Below are 18835 nucleotides of genomic sequence, written 5' to 3'. Positions count from 1 at the left end.
GTACGAGATGGAAGCGGTATATTTGGATGAGAGCAGGACAGATGAAGAGAGGGTACGGGATCTGGTGTCACAGATGACGCTGGAGGAAAAGGTATCGCAGCTTCGTTACGATGCCCCGGCGGTAAAACGTCTGGGGATTCCAAGCTATAACTGGTGGAACGAGGCGCTGCACGGAGTGGCCAGAGCCGGAGCGGCTACGGTATTTCCGCAGGCCATCGGATTAGCGGCAATGTTTGATGAGGCGCTTTTGCAGAAAATCGGTGATGTGACCGCTCTCGAGGGGCGGGCAAAATATAACGAGGCGGTGAAGAACGAGGACAGGGGACTCTATAAGGGAATCACCTTCTGGTCTCCCAATATCAATATTTTCCGTGATCCGAGATGGGGGCGGGGTCATGAGACGTACGGGGAGGACCCGTGCCTGACAGGACGCATGGGAACAGCCTACATTAAAGGGCTTCAGGGAAATGGAAAGAGGCTGAAGGCGGCTGCCTGTGTGAAGCATTTTGCCGCCCATTCGGGACCGGAAAAGGGACGTCATTCCTTTAACAGCGTGGTGAGTAAAAAGGATCTGGCGGAGACGTATTTTCCGGCGTTTGAGCGTTGCGTGAAGGAGGCCGGAGTCGAAGGAGTGATGGGAGGCTACAACCGTTTGAACGGCGAGGCGGCCTGCGGGAGCCATCATCTGATCACAGAGATTCTGAGGGAAAAATGGGGCTTTGACGGTTATTACGTTTCGGACTGCGGGGCGATCAAAGATTTCCATATGCATCACGGGCTGACGGACACACCCCAGGAATCGGCGGCTCTGGCGCTTAAGAGCGGCTGTGATTTAAACTGCGGCGCCGTCTATCTTCATGTGATGAGTGCCTGTAACCAAGGGCTGGTGTCTGAGGACGATATCGACAGAGCAGTCACCCACTTAATGATGACGAGGATGAGGCTGGGAATGTTTGACCAGCATACGGAATTCGATGAGATACCCTATGAGGTCAATGACTGTGCCGAACATCACAGTCTGGCCCTGAAAGCGGCGGAGGAATCCATGGTGCTTTTAAAGAATGACGGAATTCTCCCTCTCGATAAGGCGAAGCTTAAGACTGTGGCGGTAATCGGACCCAACAGCGACAGCGAAGAGATTCTGAAAGGTAATTATAACGGCACAGCAACGGAGAAATACACGCTTCTGGAGGGAATACGGGCCGTACTGGGGAAAGATACCAGGATTTTCTGCTCGGAAGGCGCCCATCTTTACCGCGACAATGTGGAAAATCTCGCTGAGGCAGATGACAGGATCAAAGAGGCTGTTTCCATGGCAATGCGGAGCGACGTGGTATTCTTATGTCTGGGCTTAAACGGCACACTGGAGGGGGAAGAAGGCGACGCCAACAACAGCTATGCCGGTGCGGACAAGGTGGATTTAAGTCTTCCTGAGTCCCAGAAGAGGCTCTTAAAGGCGGTCTGTGAGACGGGAACGCCGGTGATTCTGCTCCTGTCTACAGGCAGTGCCATGGCGATAAGCGATGCTGATGAACACTGCAGTGCGATTCTGCATGTATGGTATCCCGGACAGATGGGCGGTCTGGCGGCGGCAAGGCTGTTGATGGGAGAAGCAGTGCCTTCGGGCAGACTGCCGGTCACATTTTACCGGACAACGGAAGAACTGCCGGACTTCACAGACTACAGCATGAAGGGCAGGACATACCGCTACATGGAACATGAGGCGCTGTATCCGTTCGGATATGGTTTGAGCTACGGCGATTTTGAATACAGCAATTTGAAGGCGGAACAGATCGAAACGGGACAGGGGGAAGCCAGACATTTAATGCTCTCTGTGGAAATTACGAACCATTCGATGTTTGAATGCGACGAGGTGGCGGAGGTTTACGTCCGGATTACGGATTCGGAACTGGCGGCGCCTGGGGGATCCCTGGCGGACTTTAAGCGGATTCATTTAAAAGCCGGGGAGTCTGCGGCGGCCACGTTTATCCTTTCTGCCAAAGCATTTATGGTGGTAAATGAGGAGGGAGAGTTTGTATTTGACGGAAGTGCGGCGGTTGTCACCTGCGGAGGGAGCCAGCCGGACGGCCGCAGCGTAGAACTGACAGGAAAGACGCCTTTAAAACTGGAATTAAAGCTGGAGGACATAAGATGGTAGAGCAGTACCAGGCCATATTGTCAGCGGAGGCGGCAGAACTGAAAAAACGTCTGCCCGGGGGCAAGCTGGCGGACATGTTTGAACGGTGTTATTTAAATACAATCGATACAACTGTAAAAGAACTGGAAGATGGAAGCCTGTTTGTCATAACCGGCGATATTGAGGCCATGTGGCTGAGAGATTCGGCGGCGCAGGTGCATCACTACTTACCAGCCGCGGCCCGGCATGAGGAAATCTATGATCTGATCAGACGGGTTCTTCAGAAACAGGTCTATTATATGAATAAAGATCCTTATGCCAATGCATTTAACGTCACAGCCAACGGACGTCACTATGCGCCGGACCGGTCAGACCAGACAGACTGGACCTGGGAACGAAAATACGAGGTGGATTCTCTCTGCTTTCCGATTGCACTGGCCTTTGAACTGTGGAAGACTACAGGGCGTACGGACCATCTGGATCATGCTTTTAAAAGCGCCTGTGAGAAGGTCACAGACCAGTGGGCCGCAGAACAGAACCATGAGGCAGAATCCCATTACCGGTTTGAACGGGATACGGATAAAGAGACAGAGACTTTAAAACGCTCCGGACTGGGAACACCGGTTGCCTATACAGGCATGACCTGGTCAGGATTCCGGCCCAGTGATGACGCCTGTACTTATGGATATCTGATCCCTTCCAACATGTATGCGGCTGTGGCTCTGGAACAGATGTCTAAGATTGCAGAGACGGTATGGCAGGATCATGCGCTGGCCGGCCGGGCAAAGCTTCTTAGCCAGGAGATTCGGGGCGGAATTGAGCGGTACGGAATCGTGGAGCACGGAAAATATGGGCGTGTCTACGCTTACGAGGCGGACGGATTGGGAAATACACTTTTAATGGATGACGCAGGAATCCCGGGGCTTTTGTCTATGCCGTATTTTGGATACTGTGATGCATCCGATCCGGTGTATCAGAATACCAGGAGATTGGCGCTCAGCAGTGAAAATCCGTACTATTTTGAAGGAACCAGACTCACCGGAATTGGAAGCCCCCACACGAAACCAGGCCACGTATGGCCGATGGCTCTGATTATTCAGGCTCTCACAACGGATGACAACGCAGAAATTGACCGCTTGATTACTATGCTGGTGGAGAATGATGCGGGCACGGGATATATTCATGAGAGCATTTATAAGGACGATGAGATGATTTATACGAGGCCCTGGTTTGCATGGGTGAATTCGCTGTTCAGTGAGATGCTGATGAAGAAGGTTATGAGATAAAAAGGGGATTTGAGACAGGCTTGCCTGTCTGGTTGACTGAAAGAAGTCTTCCGGGCGGACAAGCCTGTTTTTATTTATTGGAGTAATCGATAACTCCTGCTTATAATTAAAAATGTGAGAAGGAGCGTACGCGCACTGATTAATCTAAGTTCTCGCCGTTGGATTCTATTACATTTTTATACCAGAAAAAGGAGTCTTTTTTTAATCGGTCTAAATCACCAGTGCCATCATCATATTTATTTACGTATACGAATCCATAACGCTTAGCCATTTCGCCTGTTGATGCGGAGACAACATCAATCCATCCCCAGGGGGTATACCCCATCAGATCCACACCATCTTTTACTGCTTCTGCCATCTGTCGGATATGCTGTCGTAAATAGTCTATTCTGTAAGTATCATGGATTGATCCGTCTTCTTCCAGCCGATCAAAAGCGCCTAATCCGTTTTCGACTACCATCAATGGTATTTGGTATCGATCATAAATTTCATTCAATGAATAGCGTAATCCTTTCGGGTCTATCTGCCATCCCCAGTCGCTTGATTTTAAATATGGATTTCTGATACCACCTATTATATTGCCGCCTGCCTGTTCAACAATGGCAGGGTCTGCGGATTCACAAGCACTCATATAGTAGCTGAAGGTATAGAAATCAACTTTACCATCCCTCAAAATTTTATCATCTCCGCTATCTTTTACAATTTGAATATTATTTTCATCAAAGAAGCGTTTGGCATAACATGGATAATACCCCCGAACCTGAATGTCCGAGCAAAACCAGTTCATATCTCTCATTCGCTTCTGACATAACAAGACATCATCTGGATTACAGGTACTTGGATATTTTGCGGCAAAAATGCTCATATTGCCAATCTTAAAATGAGGATATTTGTCATGAGCGATCTTAACAGCTTTAGCGCTTGCGACAAATTGATGATGGAGTCCCTGATAGCGAATTTGTTTTTCATCCGGAACGTCAGCAATCGGACCGCAATAGCCTTTGACTGTTCCTAATGATAACACGGCTCCCAACGGCAGTGTACCAGAGTTTATTTCATTGAAGGTCAGCCAGTATTTAACGTTGTCCTGATATCGTGCAAATATGGTTTTACAATATCTGATATAGCAGTTAATGACTTCTCTGGAATACCAGCCGTTATATTTTTCGACCAATGCGTATGGGATCTCATAATGGGAGATGGTTACCAGTGGCTCGATGCCTGCTTTACTTAACTCATGAAAAACATTATCATAAAATTTTAATCCTTCCTCATTAGGCACTGTTTCAAGGCCTGTCGGATAAATGCGTGACCAGTTAATGGACATACGAAAAACATGGAATCCCATTTCTTTCGCTAAAGCGATATCTTCTTTAAAATGGTGATAAAAATCAGTGGCTTCCCAGCTAGGATACAATGTTCCTTTTTCCAACACGGGTGTAATTCGTTTGGGACTTGACTGTGATCCACAGGTGCAGTGATCTGAAATAGAAGCTCCTTTGCCACCGATATTCCATGCGCCTTCATACTGGTTGGCAGCAGTTGCACCGCCCCATAAAAATCCATTTTTAAATGTCATGATATATTCACTCCTGATTTTTTATGCATCCTCGTTATCTTTCACCAAGTAGGTAACGGCAACTGATACTATGAAAGTAATTAGTAAAATTGTATTTCCAATGACTGTATTGCGAGGATCCTCCTGATTCATCCAACAGGCCCAGATTCCGAGCACAGAAGTAGAGGTATAAACATATAGTTTGGGAACAAAGATACCACACAGGAAGCCGCCCACCGCACAGGAAGAGATCAGACCTAAAATAGATTTTTTATACTTGATTAATACTCCATATAGGATTGGCTCCGTAACGCCGCCTAAAATACATGTAAAAAAATAATTAAGAGTTAGACTCTTATTTTCTTTGCTTTTTAATTTCAACGCCACGCCTAAAGCGATACCAAATACGGCTACATTGGCAACATAGGCCGTATTAAAGAGGAATGGATCATAACCATAGTCATTCATCATGCTCATGGCAAATGCCGATAAACCGCCGTGCATACCCAGAAGAATAATGAATGGCCAGGCAATTGTAATAAGAGTAGCTCCGATAATTCTCGAAAATGAATTAGCAGAAGACAGATACATGAAGATATTTCCCAGGTAATTGCCAATATAAGTACCCAAAGGGGCACAGATACCTAACATGACAGGAGCCATAATCAGTACTGTCAATAATGGTATTAGTAATGCCTTGGCAGATGAAGGAATGTGGTTTTCCAGGAACCCGAGAATATATTTACATACTAATCCTCCCAATAGTACCGGCAGGAATGAGTTGGAGTAACTGATTATAGGGAAAGACATACCCAGTACGACTAAACTATTCTGAACACCCACCAAGTTGATAAATCCGGGAACGATTATCAGAGTACCCAGATAAATACCGTATATTGGATTGTAGTTAAGTACCTTGCCTGCAACATACCCCAGAAATACCGGAAGGAAATAGAAGAAAGCATCATACATCAGATTGAGCATAACATATAGTCCATTATCCGCAGCTATTACTTTTAAGAAGTCCGGTCCAAGCAAATATGCGATGACTTTACATAGACTGCCTGCTACCATCAGAGGGATAACAGATGTCATCATTGGGCTTAGGTAATTCAGTGCCTTATAGCCCAGACTTTTCCAACTCCATTTTCCTCTTTTTACTAAATCCTGGTCTAAATTTGTATTTATTTTTGCGCTATTTTCGAAATTTCCAATCTTACATAAAGTAGAATATAGTTTATCACTTTCAGCCCCAACGATAACCTGGAACTGTTCCCCCTGCCACTGACTTCCCATTACTCCCTTTATTTTATTGATATCTTCTGCTTTAACAATACTTTTATCCTTTACATTAAACCTCAGTCTTGTAATACAATGCGTGAAATTAGAGACATTTTTTTCACCGCCTACAAGTATCAGGATTTCTTTAGAAAATTCTACATGGTTCATATGTAATCCCCTTCCCAAATATATGAAACCTCACACACAAAACAGCGGTCTGCTTTGTGTATGAGGTTTCCGCCCGATTGGTTACAGACCTCTTACTTACACTGATAAATATCATCATTAAATTAATCAATTACATGGAAACCATAAGCTTTAATCACATGATCATAGGCACCTGTATGTTCGCCCCAGGCAAAAAATAACTTATGCTCATATGGTATCTTTCCTTCATACCAGCTTCCGTATATTTGAGACTGGCCATGCCTTTCAATACGCGGTTCTTTTGTAAAACCTTTCGTTCCCCACTTACCACAGAAATGAATTTCCTTTGGCCCTATATGAAAAATAGCATCTTTATAGACAACAGTACCGTCATCTACATAGGGAAGGTGTACCCAGTCTGCCTCAATTTCTGCATTACTGACGATAATAGGTTCCTCCCCCTCAAGCCAGTAGTAACCATTGTTGATACCATTAGATTTATCGTCATATAGGCCTTTTGTAATCATGTAAGCTTCTTCTCTACCGTCTTCTCTGATTCCGTGTCCAACGACATAAATATATGCAGATCCGGCCATTACATCGTCGACGACAGTAGAGGGGGCATAAATTCGGTCGTAGCTGCCTAAGCCCATTACAGGCCGGTTCTCATAGAAACCTGTCAGCATACAGGGCTGCTGAACCTGAAAACGCCCCTTAAACATGTTCCCATAGTCCACGTTAGCGTATTTGAAAGGCTTAAAAGTTAAATCGAGAAAATCTGCCTCTTTTACTGTAAGGGTTCCATCATCGTAATATCGTATTTCCGAATAGGGAAAATCTGTCTGCTGTACATAACCACCGCAGGGAGTATCTTCAAACCTGACATATTGCTTAGTCACGGGGGTAGTGGGCTGTGCCATCTCATCGTGATGTTTTCCTGATTTTTGATGTGACAGGTAATCATCTCCCAATTCTGTTATTCCATTGAACCTGATTTTATTTATGTAGGCGTGGTGAAAATATACCGGCGGTTTTTGGCTCGTATCCCCATAAGGGAATAAAAATCCATATGGGTCCAACATAATTAGCTTTGCTCCCTCATCTAATTTATCTGGATCTAATTCTCTTGGAAAATCGGGTGATGCACCAATTTCACTGAATTTTTTTAACTTAAAGTATTCTGCAGCCATGTTCCTGTTCCTTTCTTAAGTTTTATATTTACAACACTTCGCGCGTTAGTATTGTTAAAATTATTATAAATAAAACCTCATGCACAAAACAGCGATCTGTTTTGTGCATGAGGTTTCTGCCCTATTGGTTACAGTCCTCTCTGGTACACAGACGATTAATGTGCAGCATTAGATACAGTTTTTCCTCATCGGTAAGTTGGATGCCTGTTTCACTTACAAAATATTTGCTTACTTTTTCTGTACAGACATAGGTAAGGGGTTGGTCTTCCTTTAAAATATGATACAATTTTCTGTTATCTGTAGAAAGAAGTTCTTTGCTTTTTCCTCGTTTTAAAAGGTAATGCATATGTGAAACAAACCGGGAGTAATTAAAATTTTCTTTATTAATCTTCAATTGATACTCTTCTTCAATGAGTTCCGTTATTTTTTCGATAATCTCGTCATCATTGTTTTCTTCCTTACTTTTAAAGTTTTCTTCAGCGTTAATAATGTGTAGTGCAATGTAAGCGGCTTCTTCCTTAGGGAGATAGACATGCAACTGTTTCTTAATTAGCTTTAACCCATACTTTCCAATTTTCATTTCTTTTTCGAAAAAGAATTCAATATCATTCGTAATTGGAAGCTTTATATTCATATGTTTCTGATAACGCTGTATACAAAAATTTATGTGATCCGCCAATGTAAAGACAATATTGGAACTAATGGGATTATCAATTACAAGTCTCGTATAATCAATGATTTTTGATGAAACATCAATAATTTCATCTGGAAAGTCATTGATCATAGCTATATAAGCTGAATCAACATCATAATACGTACGGTTAATCACACCTAAATCGGTAATTTCTCTGGGAACAGTACCAAAGCCTATTCCTTTCCCTGAGACGATACATTGATTCCCGGCGCTGTCCTCCGCTACAGCAAAATTGTTATTAATGCTTTTTATGATTTTCATAACTATCCTCTAACAATAATATCTCTGGTTTAACAGTCTCTTTTATATGCTCTTTTCTTCTTTTTTATAAGTATAACCATTACGGGTGGTTGAATTCCTTCAGCGTTTATTCGTTTGCATTCATACCGAATCGCAGGTTCTAAAGTGAACTAAATTTCCTGTCTGTTATCTGTTTTTATTCCAAAGTCATGTTTATTGGATAAATTATTGTAATTATACTATCGATGCTTTAATACCTAAAAGCCTGCTGTGATTTGGGAATATCTTTTCTTACCATTTTTTGTAACAAATATAGCAAACCTCTTTATCAATAAAAAACTCGCGGGAAATAACCGATAGGTTATGCCTCCGCGAGAGTTACATGCTATTCATTAATTACTTTATACCAGAAATTGAATTTATTGTCAATTGTTTTTGTAATAATTATACAAAAATATTTCTGAGCCTGAGTCTTACTGAATTTCAAACTCCACCGTCACCCGCGCTTCGACGCTTAACTGTCCCGGTTCGACGCTCATGGAGGCCGCGCCTGCAGCCATATCTTCAACGGCTGCATTCTTATAGGTGGAGTAGCGGGCGATCTGGTTGTCGTTATATTCTGCCACGTGGACGACCGGTCCCAGCGTGCAGCCGCCCGCTTCCGCAATGGCTTCAGCCTTGACTTTGGCAGAGGCGATGGCATTCTTAAGCGCCTGCTGGTACGTCTCGTCATACTTGCTGGAAAGGTAGGTGACCTGGCTGATGCTGTTAATTCCGGCTTCAACGCTGGAAGATATCAGGGTTCCTGCCTGATCGATCGGAATATCGGACACGGTAATGGTGGTATTCATCTCGTAGCCTGTGATCGTTCTTCCCGAATTCCAGTCGTAAATCGGGTCAAGCCCATAGTTGGAGGTTTGAATCGAAGTTTCCGCAATACCGGTACCCTTTAAAAAGCTGATTACATTGTCCAAATCTTTGCTGTTCTGTTCCTGGCATGCCTTCGCGTCTGCCGCCTGAGTGGTCACTGAGAAGACCAGCTCCGCCATGTCGGGGACGACCTTTACCTCCTCCGTACTCTGTACGGTGATTACATTATCTTTTACATTTTCAACTTTAATTGTGTCTGGAATGGGAGCGGTAGTGCTGCCCTGTGTGCAGGCCGTAAGGCCTATGGCCGAAACCGCGGCCAGAATAACTGCTGTCTGTGTGAAATGTTTTCTCATAATAAATCTCCTCCTTATTCTGTCGTACCTTCATTTTACACTAAATGCAAGAGTTTACTATTTCTTTTCTCTTAACATTACAGGTCGAATTCTTGAATTATTTCGTCGGTGTGGCACAACCGGATGAACTCCCTGGCAGACGGCGTTAAATACTTATGTTTGTGGTAAATAATAGAAAATTTACGGGAGAGTGAGATACCTTCCACCTTTTTTTCCAGGATAACACCGTTTCTGATGTCATCGGCGACCAGGAGATAGGGGAGAATGGAAATGCCAAGCCCCTCGGCCACTGCCTTGACAATGGCCTGCGTGCTGACGCTCTCCCAGACGGCATTCAAATGAATCTGAAAGCCGGTTAAGAGACTCTCCAATATCTCGCGTCCCCCGCTTCCCGGTTCTCTTAAGATAAAATTGTGCTGCTCCAGTTCCGCCAATGGAACCGCGTCTCTCGATGCAAGAGGATGAGCTTTGCCGCAGATCAGGCAGAGACGGTCGTTCATGAAGGGGTCCCTTACAATTTGAGGAGATTCCGGAATTCCTTCGATCAGTGCAAAATCGATCCTGTTGTTTAAAATACAGTCCTCAATATAAGAAGAGTTATGAACCGATACATTTACATTCATCTCCGGGTGTGTGGTCGTAAACTTTTTTACGAGGCCGGGGAGAAGGAAGTTGCCAATGGTGATGCTGGAACCAATGCGTAGCGTACCCATGTGTTCCCAGTTACGGATCCCCAGCTCCATCTCATCGAACAGGGAGACGATGTGGAGCGCGTAATCGTAGAACATCCTTCCCTGTTCTGTGACATAGAGCCTTCTGGAGATACGGTCAAACAGGCGGATTCCGTAGTAATCCTCCAACTCCCGGATAGCCAGGCTGACGGATGGCTGGGCCAGATGGAGTTCTTCAGAAGCCCTGGTAATTCCATTGTTCTGGTAGACTGATACAAAGATTTTCATATGGCGGAGCGTCATAAAAATACCTCCTTTCGATCGGGTAAATTTGCGATACATAAGAAGTATGTTATATATTTGATATAATAATACTATTTTACTTATTAATCAAGTGGAAATATACTGTTGGTAAGAGGAGGGAAGCAAAATATGAAACGAGAAAAAGGAATTTTATTAAAGCTGTTTCTATCCATGATATCGCTTGGAACTTTTACTTTTGGAGGCGGCTACGTGATCGTGACTCTGATGAAAAAGAAATTTGCCGATGAATATCACTGGATTGACGAAAAGGAAATGCTGGATCTGATTGCTATTGCACAGTCCGCACCCGGAGCCATCGCGGTCAACGGTTCCATCGTAGTAGGCTATAAGCTGGCAGGCATACCAGGGATGCTGGTGTCCATACTGGGAACGATTCTTCCACCGTTCGTGATCCTGTCCCTGGTCTCGATGTTTTATATTGCATTCCGCGATAACATCTGGGTCCATTCCATGCTGACGGGAATGCAGGCAGGCGTCGCGGCAGTCATTATCGCCGTGGTAATCGAGATGGGACATGGAATTCTGGTGGAAAAAAACAGGGTGTCCGTACTTATTATGGCAGCGGCATTTATTCTTACGTTTTTCCTGAACATCAATGTGGTATACGTGGTAATCGGCTGTATCGTATTTGGAGCGGTCAGAACCTGGAGAGCGATGAAGAAGGGGGAGGTACAATGAGTTACATTCAGTTGTTTTTAAGCTTTTTGCAGATTGGAGCATTCAGCTTTGGTGGAGGTTACGCGGCAATGCCGCTGATTCAGAATCAGGTGGTTACGCTGCACCACTGGCTGACGGCGGGGGAATTTAATGATCTGGTTACAATCTCCCAGATGACACCGGGACCGATTGCAGTCAATTCTGCTACCTTTGTGGGGCTTCGTATTGCCGGGCTTCAGGGAGCGGTTATAGCAACCGCCGGGTGCATTCTGCCGTCCTGTATTCTGGTGTCGGCTCTGGCATACGTCTATACGAAGTATAAGAAACTCACGATGCTTCAGGGGATTCTGAATACCTTAAGGCCGGCTGTAGTGGCAATGATTGCGACTGCAGGAATGAGCATCATCATCACCTCTTTCTGGGGGGAGGCCGGATTTTCTCTTCCGGCGGTTATATCCGGACTGAAGGTGGACGCGGTACTGATCTTTGCGGCGGCACTGTTTGTGCTTCGCCGGTTTGATATCAATCCCATTTATGTCATGGTACTGGCAGGTGTCTGCCAGACCGTTATTACAGCGGCAGGAGGTATGATAGGATGAAAATCAGGATTAAAGAATGTGTGGGAAATTCCAGAATTTACGGAGAAGATGGAAGTATGGCAGGAACCATAGAGGGATGGCCCAAGAACGGCCCTGCCCGTGAAATATGTGGAACAGACGGCAATGTCCTTTACCGTGTAAGAAAGGAAAAGGGCGGCTGTCTCATAGAAAACAGGACAAAGCCGCAGATGAAACAGGAAGTTCCAATCTCTTATCAATATGAGGAGAGGACGGAGAACAGCGGAAGCGGTAAGGGATATGGAGCGGCGGTCCTGTTTCGTGCACCGCTGGCCGTGAAGGCGGTGATTCCCCTGACGGCAGGTGATGTGATGGTACGGCAGAACCGGAAACGGGAAATAGTTCTGGAAGATCAGAACGGACGGATCGGGCGCATTACCCAGATCGCCTCCTTGACAGGACATGAGGTGGAATGGGAGAAAACACTTGATGTATACGAAGCGGCTGTGGTGTTTGCGGTGGCGGAATATATGTATCATGATGATGATATTGACATGGTGTAGAATCAGGATACGTGAAGCTCCTTCAAAGAGGCACAACTCTTAGGGGGAGCTTTTGCTCCCCGTGAAGTAAAACAACTCTTAACTTCAAGCTTTTTCTCAACATCTCCATAATCATACAATTCGACGCTTTTACCAACAATCTCCTCTGCGTTTTTAAATAAAAGGAATAATAATTGTGACATATGCATAAAATTATAAAATAATATTGTGGTATAGTGACAAAAATAGAAAGGGAATTAAAAAAACTCTTGCATCTCCTCGTACACTGTGCTATAGTGAAAACAAGGTTATTGGAAACGTTACCGATACCGTTACCGAGAAGGTTCCCGGTAACAGTTCCAAACGTAACGCAACACATAATATGGTAAGTACCTGCGGCAGAGAACGCAGATACGGAAGGAGGATATATATTATGAAACTAAGAAAACTGGCAGCACTTTCACTGGCAGCCGCTATGGCGGCTGGAACACTGGCCGGATGCTCTTCCAAACCGGCGGAGACAAAACCGGCAGAGACCACAGCGGCTCCGGCTGGCGAGACCACCGAGGCGGCAAAGGCGGAGGACACTACTGCAGCACCATCCGATGCGAAGGGACAGATCTATTACTTAAACTTTAAGCCTGAGGTTGCGGATGTATGGGTAGAGCTGGCTGAGAAGTACACGGCTGAGACCGGAGTACCGATGAAGGTTCAGACAGCAGCAGCCGGAACGTATGAGCAGACATTAAAATCCGAAGTAGCAAAGAAAGAACCGCCGACACTGTTCCAGATCAATGGACCGATCGGATATAAATCATGGGCTAAGTACTGCCGTGATTTAAAGGATTCGGATATTTACAGCCATCTGGTTGATAAGAGCATGGCAGTGACAGACGGCGACGGCGTATACGGTATCCCGTATGTAGTAGAAGGCTACGGCATTATTTATAACGATGCGGTTATGCAGAAGTATTTCGCACTGGACGGTGCAAAAGCAAAATCCATGGACGAAATCAAGAATTTTGATACATTGAAGGCAGTTGCCGAGGATATGCAGGCAAGAAAGGCTGATCTGGGCATTGAAGGTGTATTCGCTTCCACATCCTTCGCACCTGGTGAAGACTGGAGATGGCAGACCCACCTTGCAAACCTTCCGATTTATTACGAATACAAAGATGACAATGTAAGCGATAAAGATGCGATCGACTTCAAGTATTCCGATAATTTCAAGAACATTTTCGACTTATATTTAAATAATTCCTGCACAGATCCGAAGATGGTAGGTGCCAAGACCGTAGAGGACTCCATGGCTGAGTTCGCACTGGGCAAGGCTGCCATGGTTCAGAACGGTAACTGGGGATGGAGCCAGGTAGCAGGCGTAGAAGGTAATACCGTGAAGGAAGAAGATGTTAAGTTCCTTCCGATCTATACAGGCGTAGCAGGCGAAGAGAAACAGGGCTTATGTATTGGTACAGAGAACTTCTTCTCCATCAACAGCCAGGCCAAGGAAGAAGATCAGCAGGCATCTCTTGACTTCTTAGCATGGCTCTTCAGCTCTGATACAGGAAAAGACTATGTGACAAATAAGTTAGGCTTTATCGCTCCGTTTGATACTTTCGCAGCAGACGAGAAGCCAACCGACCCGCTGGCAAAAGAAGTTGACAGATACATGAGCAATACCGATTTATATTCCGTATCCTGGAACTTCACATCATTCCCGAGCCAGACCTTTAAGGATAACTTTGGCGCATCCCTGTTACAGTACGCTCAGGGCGGAAAAGAATGGCAGGCCGTTGTGGACGACATGAAGGCCGACTGGGCTAATGAAAAAGCGATGACCAAATAAGACTAAGGCAACAGACATGAGATGGGTGAGCGTAAGGGAACTTCCTCACCCATTTCTTTACTTATCACGGTGACTCGTGCGCGAAGCGTCCGGGTGATCGTCAATAGCTAAGAATCAGTATGAATGTTCAAGGAGGGTGCGCCATGCAAAAATCCATCAAACGGTATTTTCCGATTTTTGTGCTGCCGACGCTGATTGCATTTATCATTGCATTCCTGTATCCGTTTATCATGGGTATTTATCTTTCATTTACGGAATTTACCACGGTAAAGGATGCGACGTGGGTAGGCATTAGCAACTATAAAAAGATATTTCTGGACCAGAACTTTTTAAACGCATTGGTATTCACTGTGAAATTTACCATAGTGTCCGTTGTTACAATTAATGTGTTTGGATTTTTGATGGCGTATGCTCTGACAAGGGGAATCAAGGGGACGAATTTATTCAGAACCGTGTTCTTCATGCCTAACTTAATCGGCGGTATCGTTCTGGGCTATATCTGGCAGCTGTTATTAAACGGTATTTTGGCGAAGTTCGGAGTTACACTGTCCTTCGATGCGAAATACGGCTTCTGGGGTTTGGTTATCTTGATGAACTGGCAGCTTATCGGATATATGATGATCATCTATATCGCTGGCCTTCAGAACGTTTCTCCGGACCTGATCGAAGCGGCCAAGATTGACGGAGCTACGAAGACACAGACACTGCGGCGTATCATTATCCCGATGGTTATGCCATCTCTTACGATCTGTCTCTTCTTAACCCTGACCAATTCCTTTAAGCTGTTTGACCAGAACCTTGCTCTTACTGCGGGAGGACCGGGCAGACAGACCAGCATGCTGGCACTGGATATCTACAGCACGTTTTACGGCAGAGTCGGATGGGAAGGCGTCGGTCAGGCGAAGGCGGTTGTCTTCTTCCTGATGGTGGCGATTATCTCTCTGACACAGCTGTATCTGACAAGGCGTAAGGAGGTGGAAAACTGATGAGCGGGAAAGCTAAAAAAGTGGAAAATCAGCAGATGGAAGTCAGCAAATCGACTGGCGCTGTGATGACGGCGTTCTTCAGCGTACTTTCACTCGCATTTCTGTTTCCCATTTTCCTGGTACTGGTAAACTCTTTTAAGAGCAAGCTGTATATCAGCGACGCACCGTTTCAGCTGCCTAAAGCGGGAACCTATGTGGCCCTTACGAACTATTTTGAAGGCGTAAGGAAGACCGGATTTTTCCCGGCGTTTGGACGGTCTCTGTTTATCACGGTGTGTTCCGTGGCGGTAATTGTGCTGTTCACCTCCATGACCGCGTGGTACATTACGAGAGTAAAATCGAAATTTAACAGTATTCTCTACTATGTTTTTGTGTTTGCCATGATCGTGCCGTTCCAGATGGTCATGTTTACCATGTCCAAAACGGCCAATGACTTATATTTAAACTCCATGTATGGACTTGTTCTGCTGTACCTGGGATTCGGGGCGGGGCAGGCGGTGTTCTTGTTCTGCGGATTCGTAAAGGCGATTCCGCTGGAGATCGAAGAAGCGGCCATGATTGACGGTTGTTCTCCCATTCAGACTTACTTTAATGTGGTATTTCCGATGCTCCGGCCAACCGCTGTTACAGTAGCGATTTTAAATGCCATGTGGATTTGGAACGATTATCTGCTTCCGAGCTTGATTCTTCCACAGGAAAAGGGTACAATACCCATGGTTATCCAGAACTTAAAGGGCGGCTACGGTTCTATCGACATGGGAGCCATGATGGCCATGCTGGTTCTGGCGATTGTGCCAATTATTATTTTCTATTTAAGCTGTCAGAAATACATCATTAAGGGTGTGGCTGCCGGCGCAGTAAAAGGATAAAGGAGACACACGATGCGGGAATGTGGTATGTTGCTTCCGGTTGCCAGTCTGCCGTCAAAGTACGGAATCGGAGCATTTTCTAAAGAGGCATATGAATTTATTGATACATTGAAAGAGGCGGGGCAGCATTACTGGCAGATTCTGCCATTGGGACCGACCAGCTACGGGGACTCGCCCTACCAGTCATTTTCTGCTTTTGCAGGCAATCCCTATTTCATCGATCTCGACAGGCTGGTGGAGGAAGGTCTCCTTACAGAAGAGGAATGCGACGCCGCGGATTTCGGAGATAATCCGAGGGATATTGATTATGGAAAGATCTATTTTAACCGCTTTCCACTGCTTCGCAGGGCGTATGAACGCTGGCTGAAGGATGGACACACAGCGGCCGAGGCCAGGGAGAAACTCTGGCCGGAGACCGTAGAATACAGCTTTTATATGGCGGTTAAGAACCATTATAAGGGAAAGAGCTGGACGGAGTGGGATGAGGATATCCGCCTTCAGAAGCGGGAAGCTATGGAACAGCTCCAGTATGAACTGGCGGATGAAGCGGGATTTTACGCCTTCCTTCAGATGAAGTTTGAAGAACAGTGGAGCACGCTGAAATCTTACGCGAATGAAAAGGGAATCCGTATCATTGGGGATATTCCCATCTATGTGGCCTTGGACAGCGCGGATACGTGGTACCATCCGGAGCTGTTTCAGTTCGATGAGAACAGGGTGCCGGTGGCGGTAGCAGGATGCCCTCCTGATGGATTTTCAGCCACAGGACAACTTTGGGGGAATCCGCTGTACCAGTGGGAGTATCATGGTAAAACCGGATATCAGTGGTGGATGAGGCGTATGGAATACAGCTTCCGCATGTATGATGTGGTGCGTGTGGATCATTTCCGGGGCTTCGATGAATACTATTCCATACCGGCCGGGAGTGAAACTGCCATTCATGGAACCTGGGAAAAGGGACCCGGAATTGAGGTTTTCCAAAAAATGCAGAAAAAGTTTGGTAAACTCGATATTATTGCGGAAGATCTTGGATTTTTAACGCCATCTGTGTTAAAATTAGTAAAAGATACGGGATTTCCAGGAATGAAGGTTCTGGAATTCGCGTTCGATTCCAGAGAGGAAAGCGATTATCTGCCGCATAACTATACGACTAACTGTGTTGTTTATACGGGGACTCACGATAATAATACCATCCGCGGATGGTATGAGGAGATGGACGAGGCCGACAGACAGCTTTCCGTGGACTACATGAACAATGCACACACCCCCGGGGACGAGATTCACTGGGATTTCGTACGCCTTGCACTGTCGAGTGTGGCGAAGCTTGCAGTGATACCGGTTCAGGACTATTTAGGGCTTGGAGGGGAAGCGAGGATTAACACGCCTTCCACTCTGGGGGAGAACTGGAGATGGCGCATGCTTTCCGGGGAAATAACTGACGAGATCGCGGTAAAGTGCCGGAAGATGGCAAAGCTTTACGGCAGGGTATGACAGGGGATGAGTATTTCTTATGGATTCTATCAATATTAAGGACATAGCCAGAATCTGCGGGGTTGGCGTAAGTACGGTATCACGTGCTATTAATAATCATCCGGATATCAATCCGGAGACGAAGAACATGATTATGCAGGCGATTAAGGAACATAATTATATTCCTAATAACAGCGCCCGGAATTTAAAACGCACGGATTCGAAGGCCATTGCGGTATTGATCAAGGGAATCAGTAATCCGTTCTTCAACAAGATGATCCGCGTTTTTGAAGAGGAAATCCAGAAGAAGAAATACTTGTTTATCATGCAGCGTGTGGACGCCAGTGAGGATGAGGTGGACGTGGCGCTGGAACTGATTAAGGAAAAGAAGCCGAGAGGAATCGTGTTCCTGGGCGGATTTTTCTCACACAGCAGGGAGAAGCTGGAGCAGCTGACGGTTCCCTTCGTGCTGAGCACCATCGGAATGACGGATTCTCTGGAGGAATCCTCTTCCTACTCCTGGGTTTCCGTGGACGACTACGCGGAAAGCTACAAGATGACGGATTATTTATGTAAACTTGGACATAAAAGAATCCTGATTCTGGCGGCAACACAGGATGACGAGAGTATCGGAAGACTGCGTCTTGAAGGATATAAAAAGGCCCTGGAAGACAATGGGATCGAGCCTGATGAGGAGCTGTGTGTGTTCTCTGATGCAGGCAGGGACTGTTATACCATGGATTACGGATTTGCGTCTATGAGCCGGATTCTGAGGGAGAATATAATGGATTTTACGGCAGTCTACGCAATATCGGACAGCATCGCCATAGGAGCCTGCAAGGCGATTACCGAGTGCGGCGGGAAGATTCCGGAAGATTATTCCGTGGCCGGATTCGACGGGCTCGATATCGCTCATTACTACAATCCGACGCTGACTACCATAAGACAGCCGGTGGAGGAGATGGCCGAAAGCACTATAAAGATTCTGTTCGATGTAATCCGCGGGAAGGCGGGCCATCAGAAACGGGTGTTTAAGGGTGAACTGGTGGAGGGAGAGTCGACCAGGAGAGTTTGAGGCTGGTGGGAAACGAACTGTAACATTTATTGTGTATGCTGTACACGGATTTTAAATTGTGATTGACATATCATATTTA

General features: G+C 45.7%; 16 protein-coding genes. 10 read left to right on the top strand and 6 right to left on the bottom strand.

Going from position 1 to position 18835, the window contains the following annotated elements; translation table 11 throughout:
* Positions 1–7: 7 nt before the first annotated feature.
* Together H8S75_RS06950 and H8S75_RS06945 are read left to right on the top strand one after the other, a co-directional pair.
* Positions 8–2158 carry a glycoside hydrolase family 3 C-terminal domain-containing protein gene (locus H8S75_RS06950; RefSeq protein ID WP_187020280.1) on the top strand — a complete coding sequence of 717 codons (2151 nt, stop codon included), beginning with the start codon at positions 8–10 and terminating at the stop codon, positions 2156–2158.
* Positions 2152–3423, top strand: a complete 1272-nt coding sequence (locus tag H8S75_RS06945) for a glycoside hydrolase family 125 protein (protein WP_187020278.1) — start codon at positions 2152–2154, stop codon at positions 3421–3423. Before H8S75_RS06950 ends, H8S75_RS06945 begins: the two co-directional genes overlap by 7 nt.
* Positions 3424–3562: 139 nt before the next feature.
* Here H8S75_RS06945 and H8S75_RS06940 read toward each other — a convergent pair whose 3' ends face one another.
* The 6 genes from H8S75_RS06940 to H8S75_RS06915 form a co-directional block, all read right to left on the bottom strand.
* Positions 3563–5002 (bottom strand): glycoside hydrolase family 1 protein, encoded by a 1440-nt coding sequence (locus tag H8S75_RS06940; protein WP_187020277.1) that lies wholly within the window; start codon positions 5000–5002, stop codon positions 3563–3565.
* Positions 5003–5023: 21 nt separating this feature from the next.
* Positions 5024–6430, bottom strand: coding sequence for a PTS transporter subunit EIIC (locus tag H8S75_RS06935; RefSeq protein WP_187020275.1), 1407 nt, complete (start codon positions 6428–6430; stop codon positions 5024–5026).
* A 122-nt stretch (positions 6431–6552) separates the two neighbouring features.
* Positions 6553–7599 carry a hypothetical protein gene (locus tag H8S75_RS06930; RefSeq protein ID WP_187020273.1) on the bottom strand — a complete coding sequence of 349 codons (1047 nt, stop codon included), beginning with the start codon at positions 7597–7599 and terminating at the stop codon, positions 6553–6555.
* Positions 7600–7720: 121 nt separating this feature from the next.
* Positions 7721–8554, bottom strand: a complete 834-nt coding sequence (locus tag H8S75_RS06925) for a PRD domain-containing protein (RefSeq protein WP_187020272.1) — start codon at positions 8552–8554, stop codon at positions 7721–7723.
* Between the two features lie 452 nt (positions 8555–9006).
* Positions 9007–9759, bottom strand: a complete 753-nt coding sequence (locus tag H8S75_RS06920; protein WP_187020270.1) for an SIMPL domain-containing protein — start codon at positions 9757–9759, stop codon at positions 9007–9009.
* 77 nt (positions 9760–9836) lie between these two features.
* Positions 9837–10733 (bottom strand): LysR family transcriptional regulator, encoded by an 897-nt coding sequence (locus H8S75_RS06915; RefSeq protein WP_055653357.1) that lies wholly within the window; start codon positions 10731–10733, stop codon positions 9837–9839.
* A 129-nt stretch (positions 10734–10862) separates the two neighbouring features.
* Here H8S75_RS06915 and H8S75_RS06910 point away from each other — a divergent pair, with 129 nt between their 5' ends.
* From H8S75_RS06910 to H8S75_RS06875, 8 genes are all read left to right on the top strand, one after another.
* The gene (locus H8S75_RS06910; protein ID WP_187020268.1) at positions 10863–11432 is read left to right on the top strand and encodes a chromate transporter; all 570 of its coding nucleotides are present in this window, start codon (positions 10863–10865) and stop codon (positions 11430–11432) included.
* Positions 11429–12010 (top strand): chromate transporter, encoded by a 582-nt coding sequence (locus H8S75_RS06905; protein WP_187020267.1) that lies wholly within the window; start codon positions 11429–11431, stop codon positions 12008–12010. The genes H8S75_RS06910 and H8S75_RS06905 overlap by 4 nt, the downstream gene beginning before the upstream one ends.
* Positions 12007–12531 carry a hypothetical protein gene (locus tag H8S75_RS06900; protein ID WP_187020265.1) on the top strand — a complete coding sequence of 175 codons (525 nt, stop codon included), beginning with the start codon at positions 12007–12009 and terminating at the stop codon, positions 12529–12531. The genes H8S75_RS06905 and H8S75_RS06900 overlap by 4 nt, the downstream gene beginning before the upstream one ends.
* 412 nt (positions 12532–12943) lie before the next feature.
* Positions 12944–14356, top strand: coding sequence for an ABC transporter substrate-binding protein (locus H8S75_RS06895; RefSeq protein ID WP_187020263.1), 1413 nt, complete (start codon positions 12944–12946; stop codon positions 14354–14356).
* Between the two features lie 143 nt (positions 14357–14499).
* A complete protein-coding gene (locus H8S75_RS06890; RefSeq protein ID WP_002604844.1) occupies positions 14500–15342 on the top strand; it encodes a carbohydrate ABC transporter permease in 843 nt (280 codons plus the stop codon).
* Positions 15342–16211 carry a carbohydrate ABC transporter permease gene (locus H8S75_RS06885; RefSeq protein ID WP_187020261.1) on the top strand — a complete coding sequence of 290 codons (870 nt, stop codon included), beginning with the start codon at positions 15342–15344 and terminating at the stop codon, positions 16209–16211. The genes H8S75_RS06890 and H8S75_RS06885 overlap by 1 nt, the downstream gene beginning before the upstream one ends.
* A gap of 12 nt (positions 16212–16223) precedes the next feature.
* Positions 16224–17702: a 4-alpha-glucanotransferase gene (gene malQ, locus H8S75_RS06880; protein ID WP_187020259.1), complete on the top strand. Its 1479-nt coding sequence runs from the start codon at positions 16224–16226 to the stop codon at positions 17700–17702.
* A 19-nt stretch (positions 17703–17721) separates the two neighbouring features.
* A complete protein-coding gene (locus H8S75_RS06875; RefSeq protein ID WP_187020258.1) occupies positions 17722–18756 on the top strand; it encodes a LacI family DNA-binding transcriptional regulator in 1035 nt (344 codons plus the stop codon).
* Positions 18757–18835 lie beyond the last annotated feature (79 nt).

The organism is Hungatella hominis, assembly GCF_014288005.1.
GTDB classification, from domain to species: domain Bacteria; phylum Bacillota; class Clostridia; order Lachnospirales; family Lachnospiraceae; genus Hungatella; species Hungatella effluvii.
The sequence above is the reverse complement of the archived record's forward strand: the minus strand, read 5'-3'. Positions and strand labels throughout refer to the sequence as shown.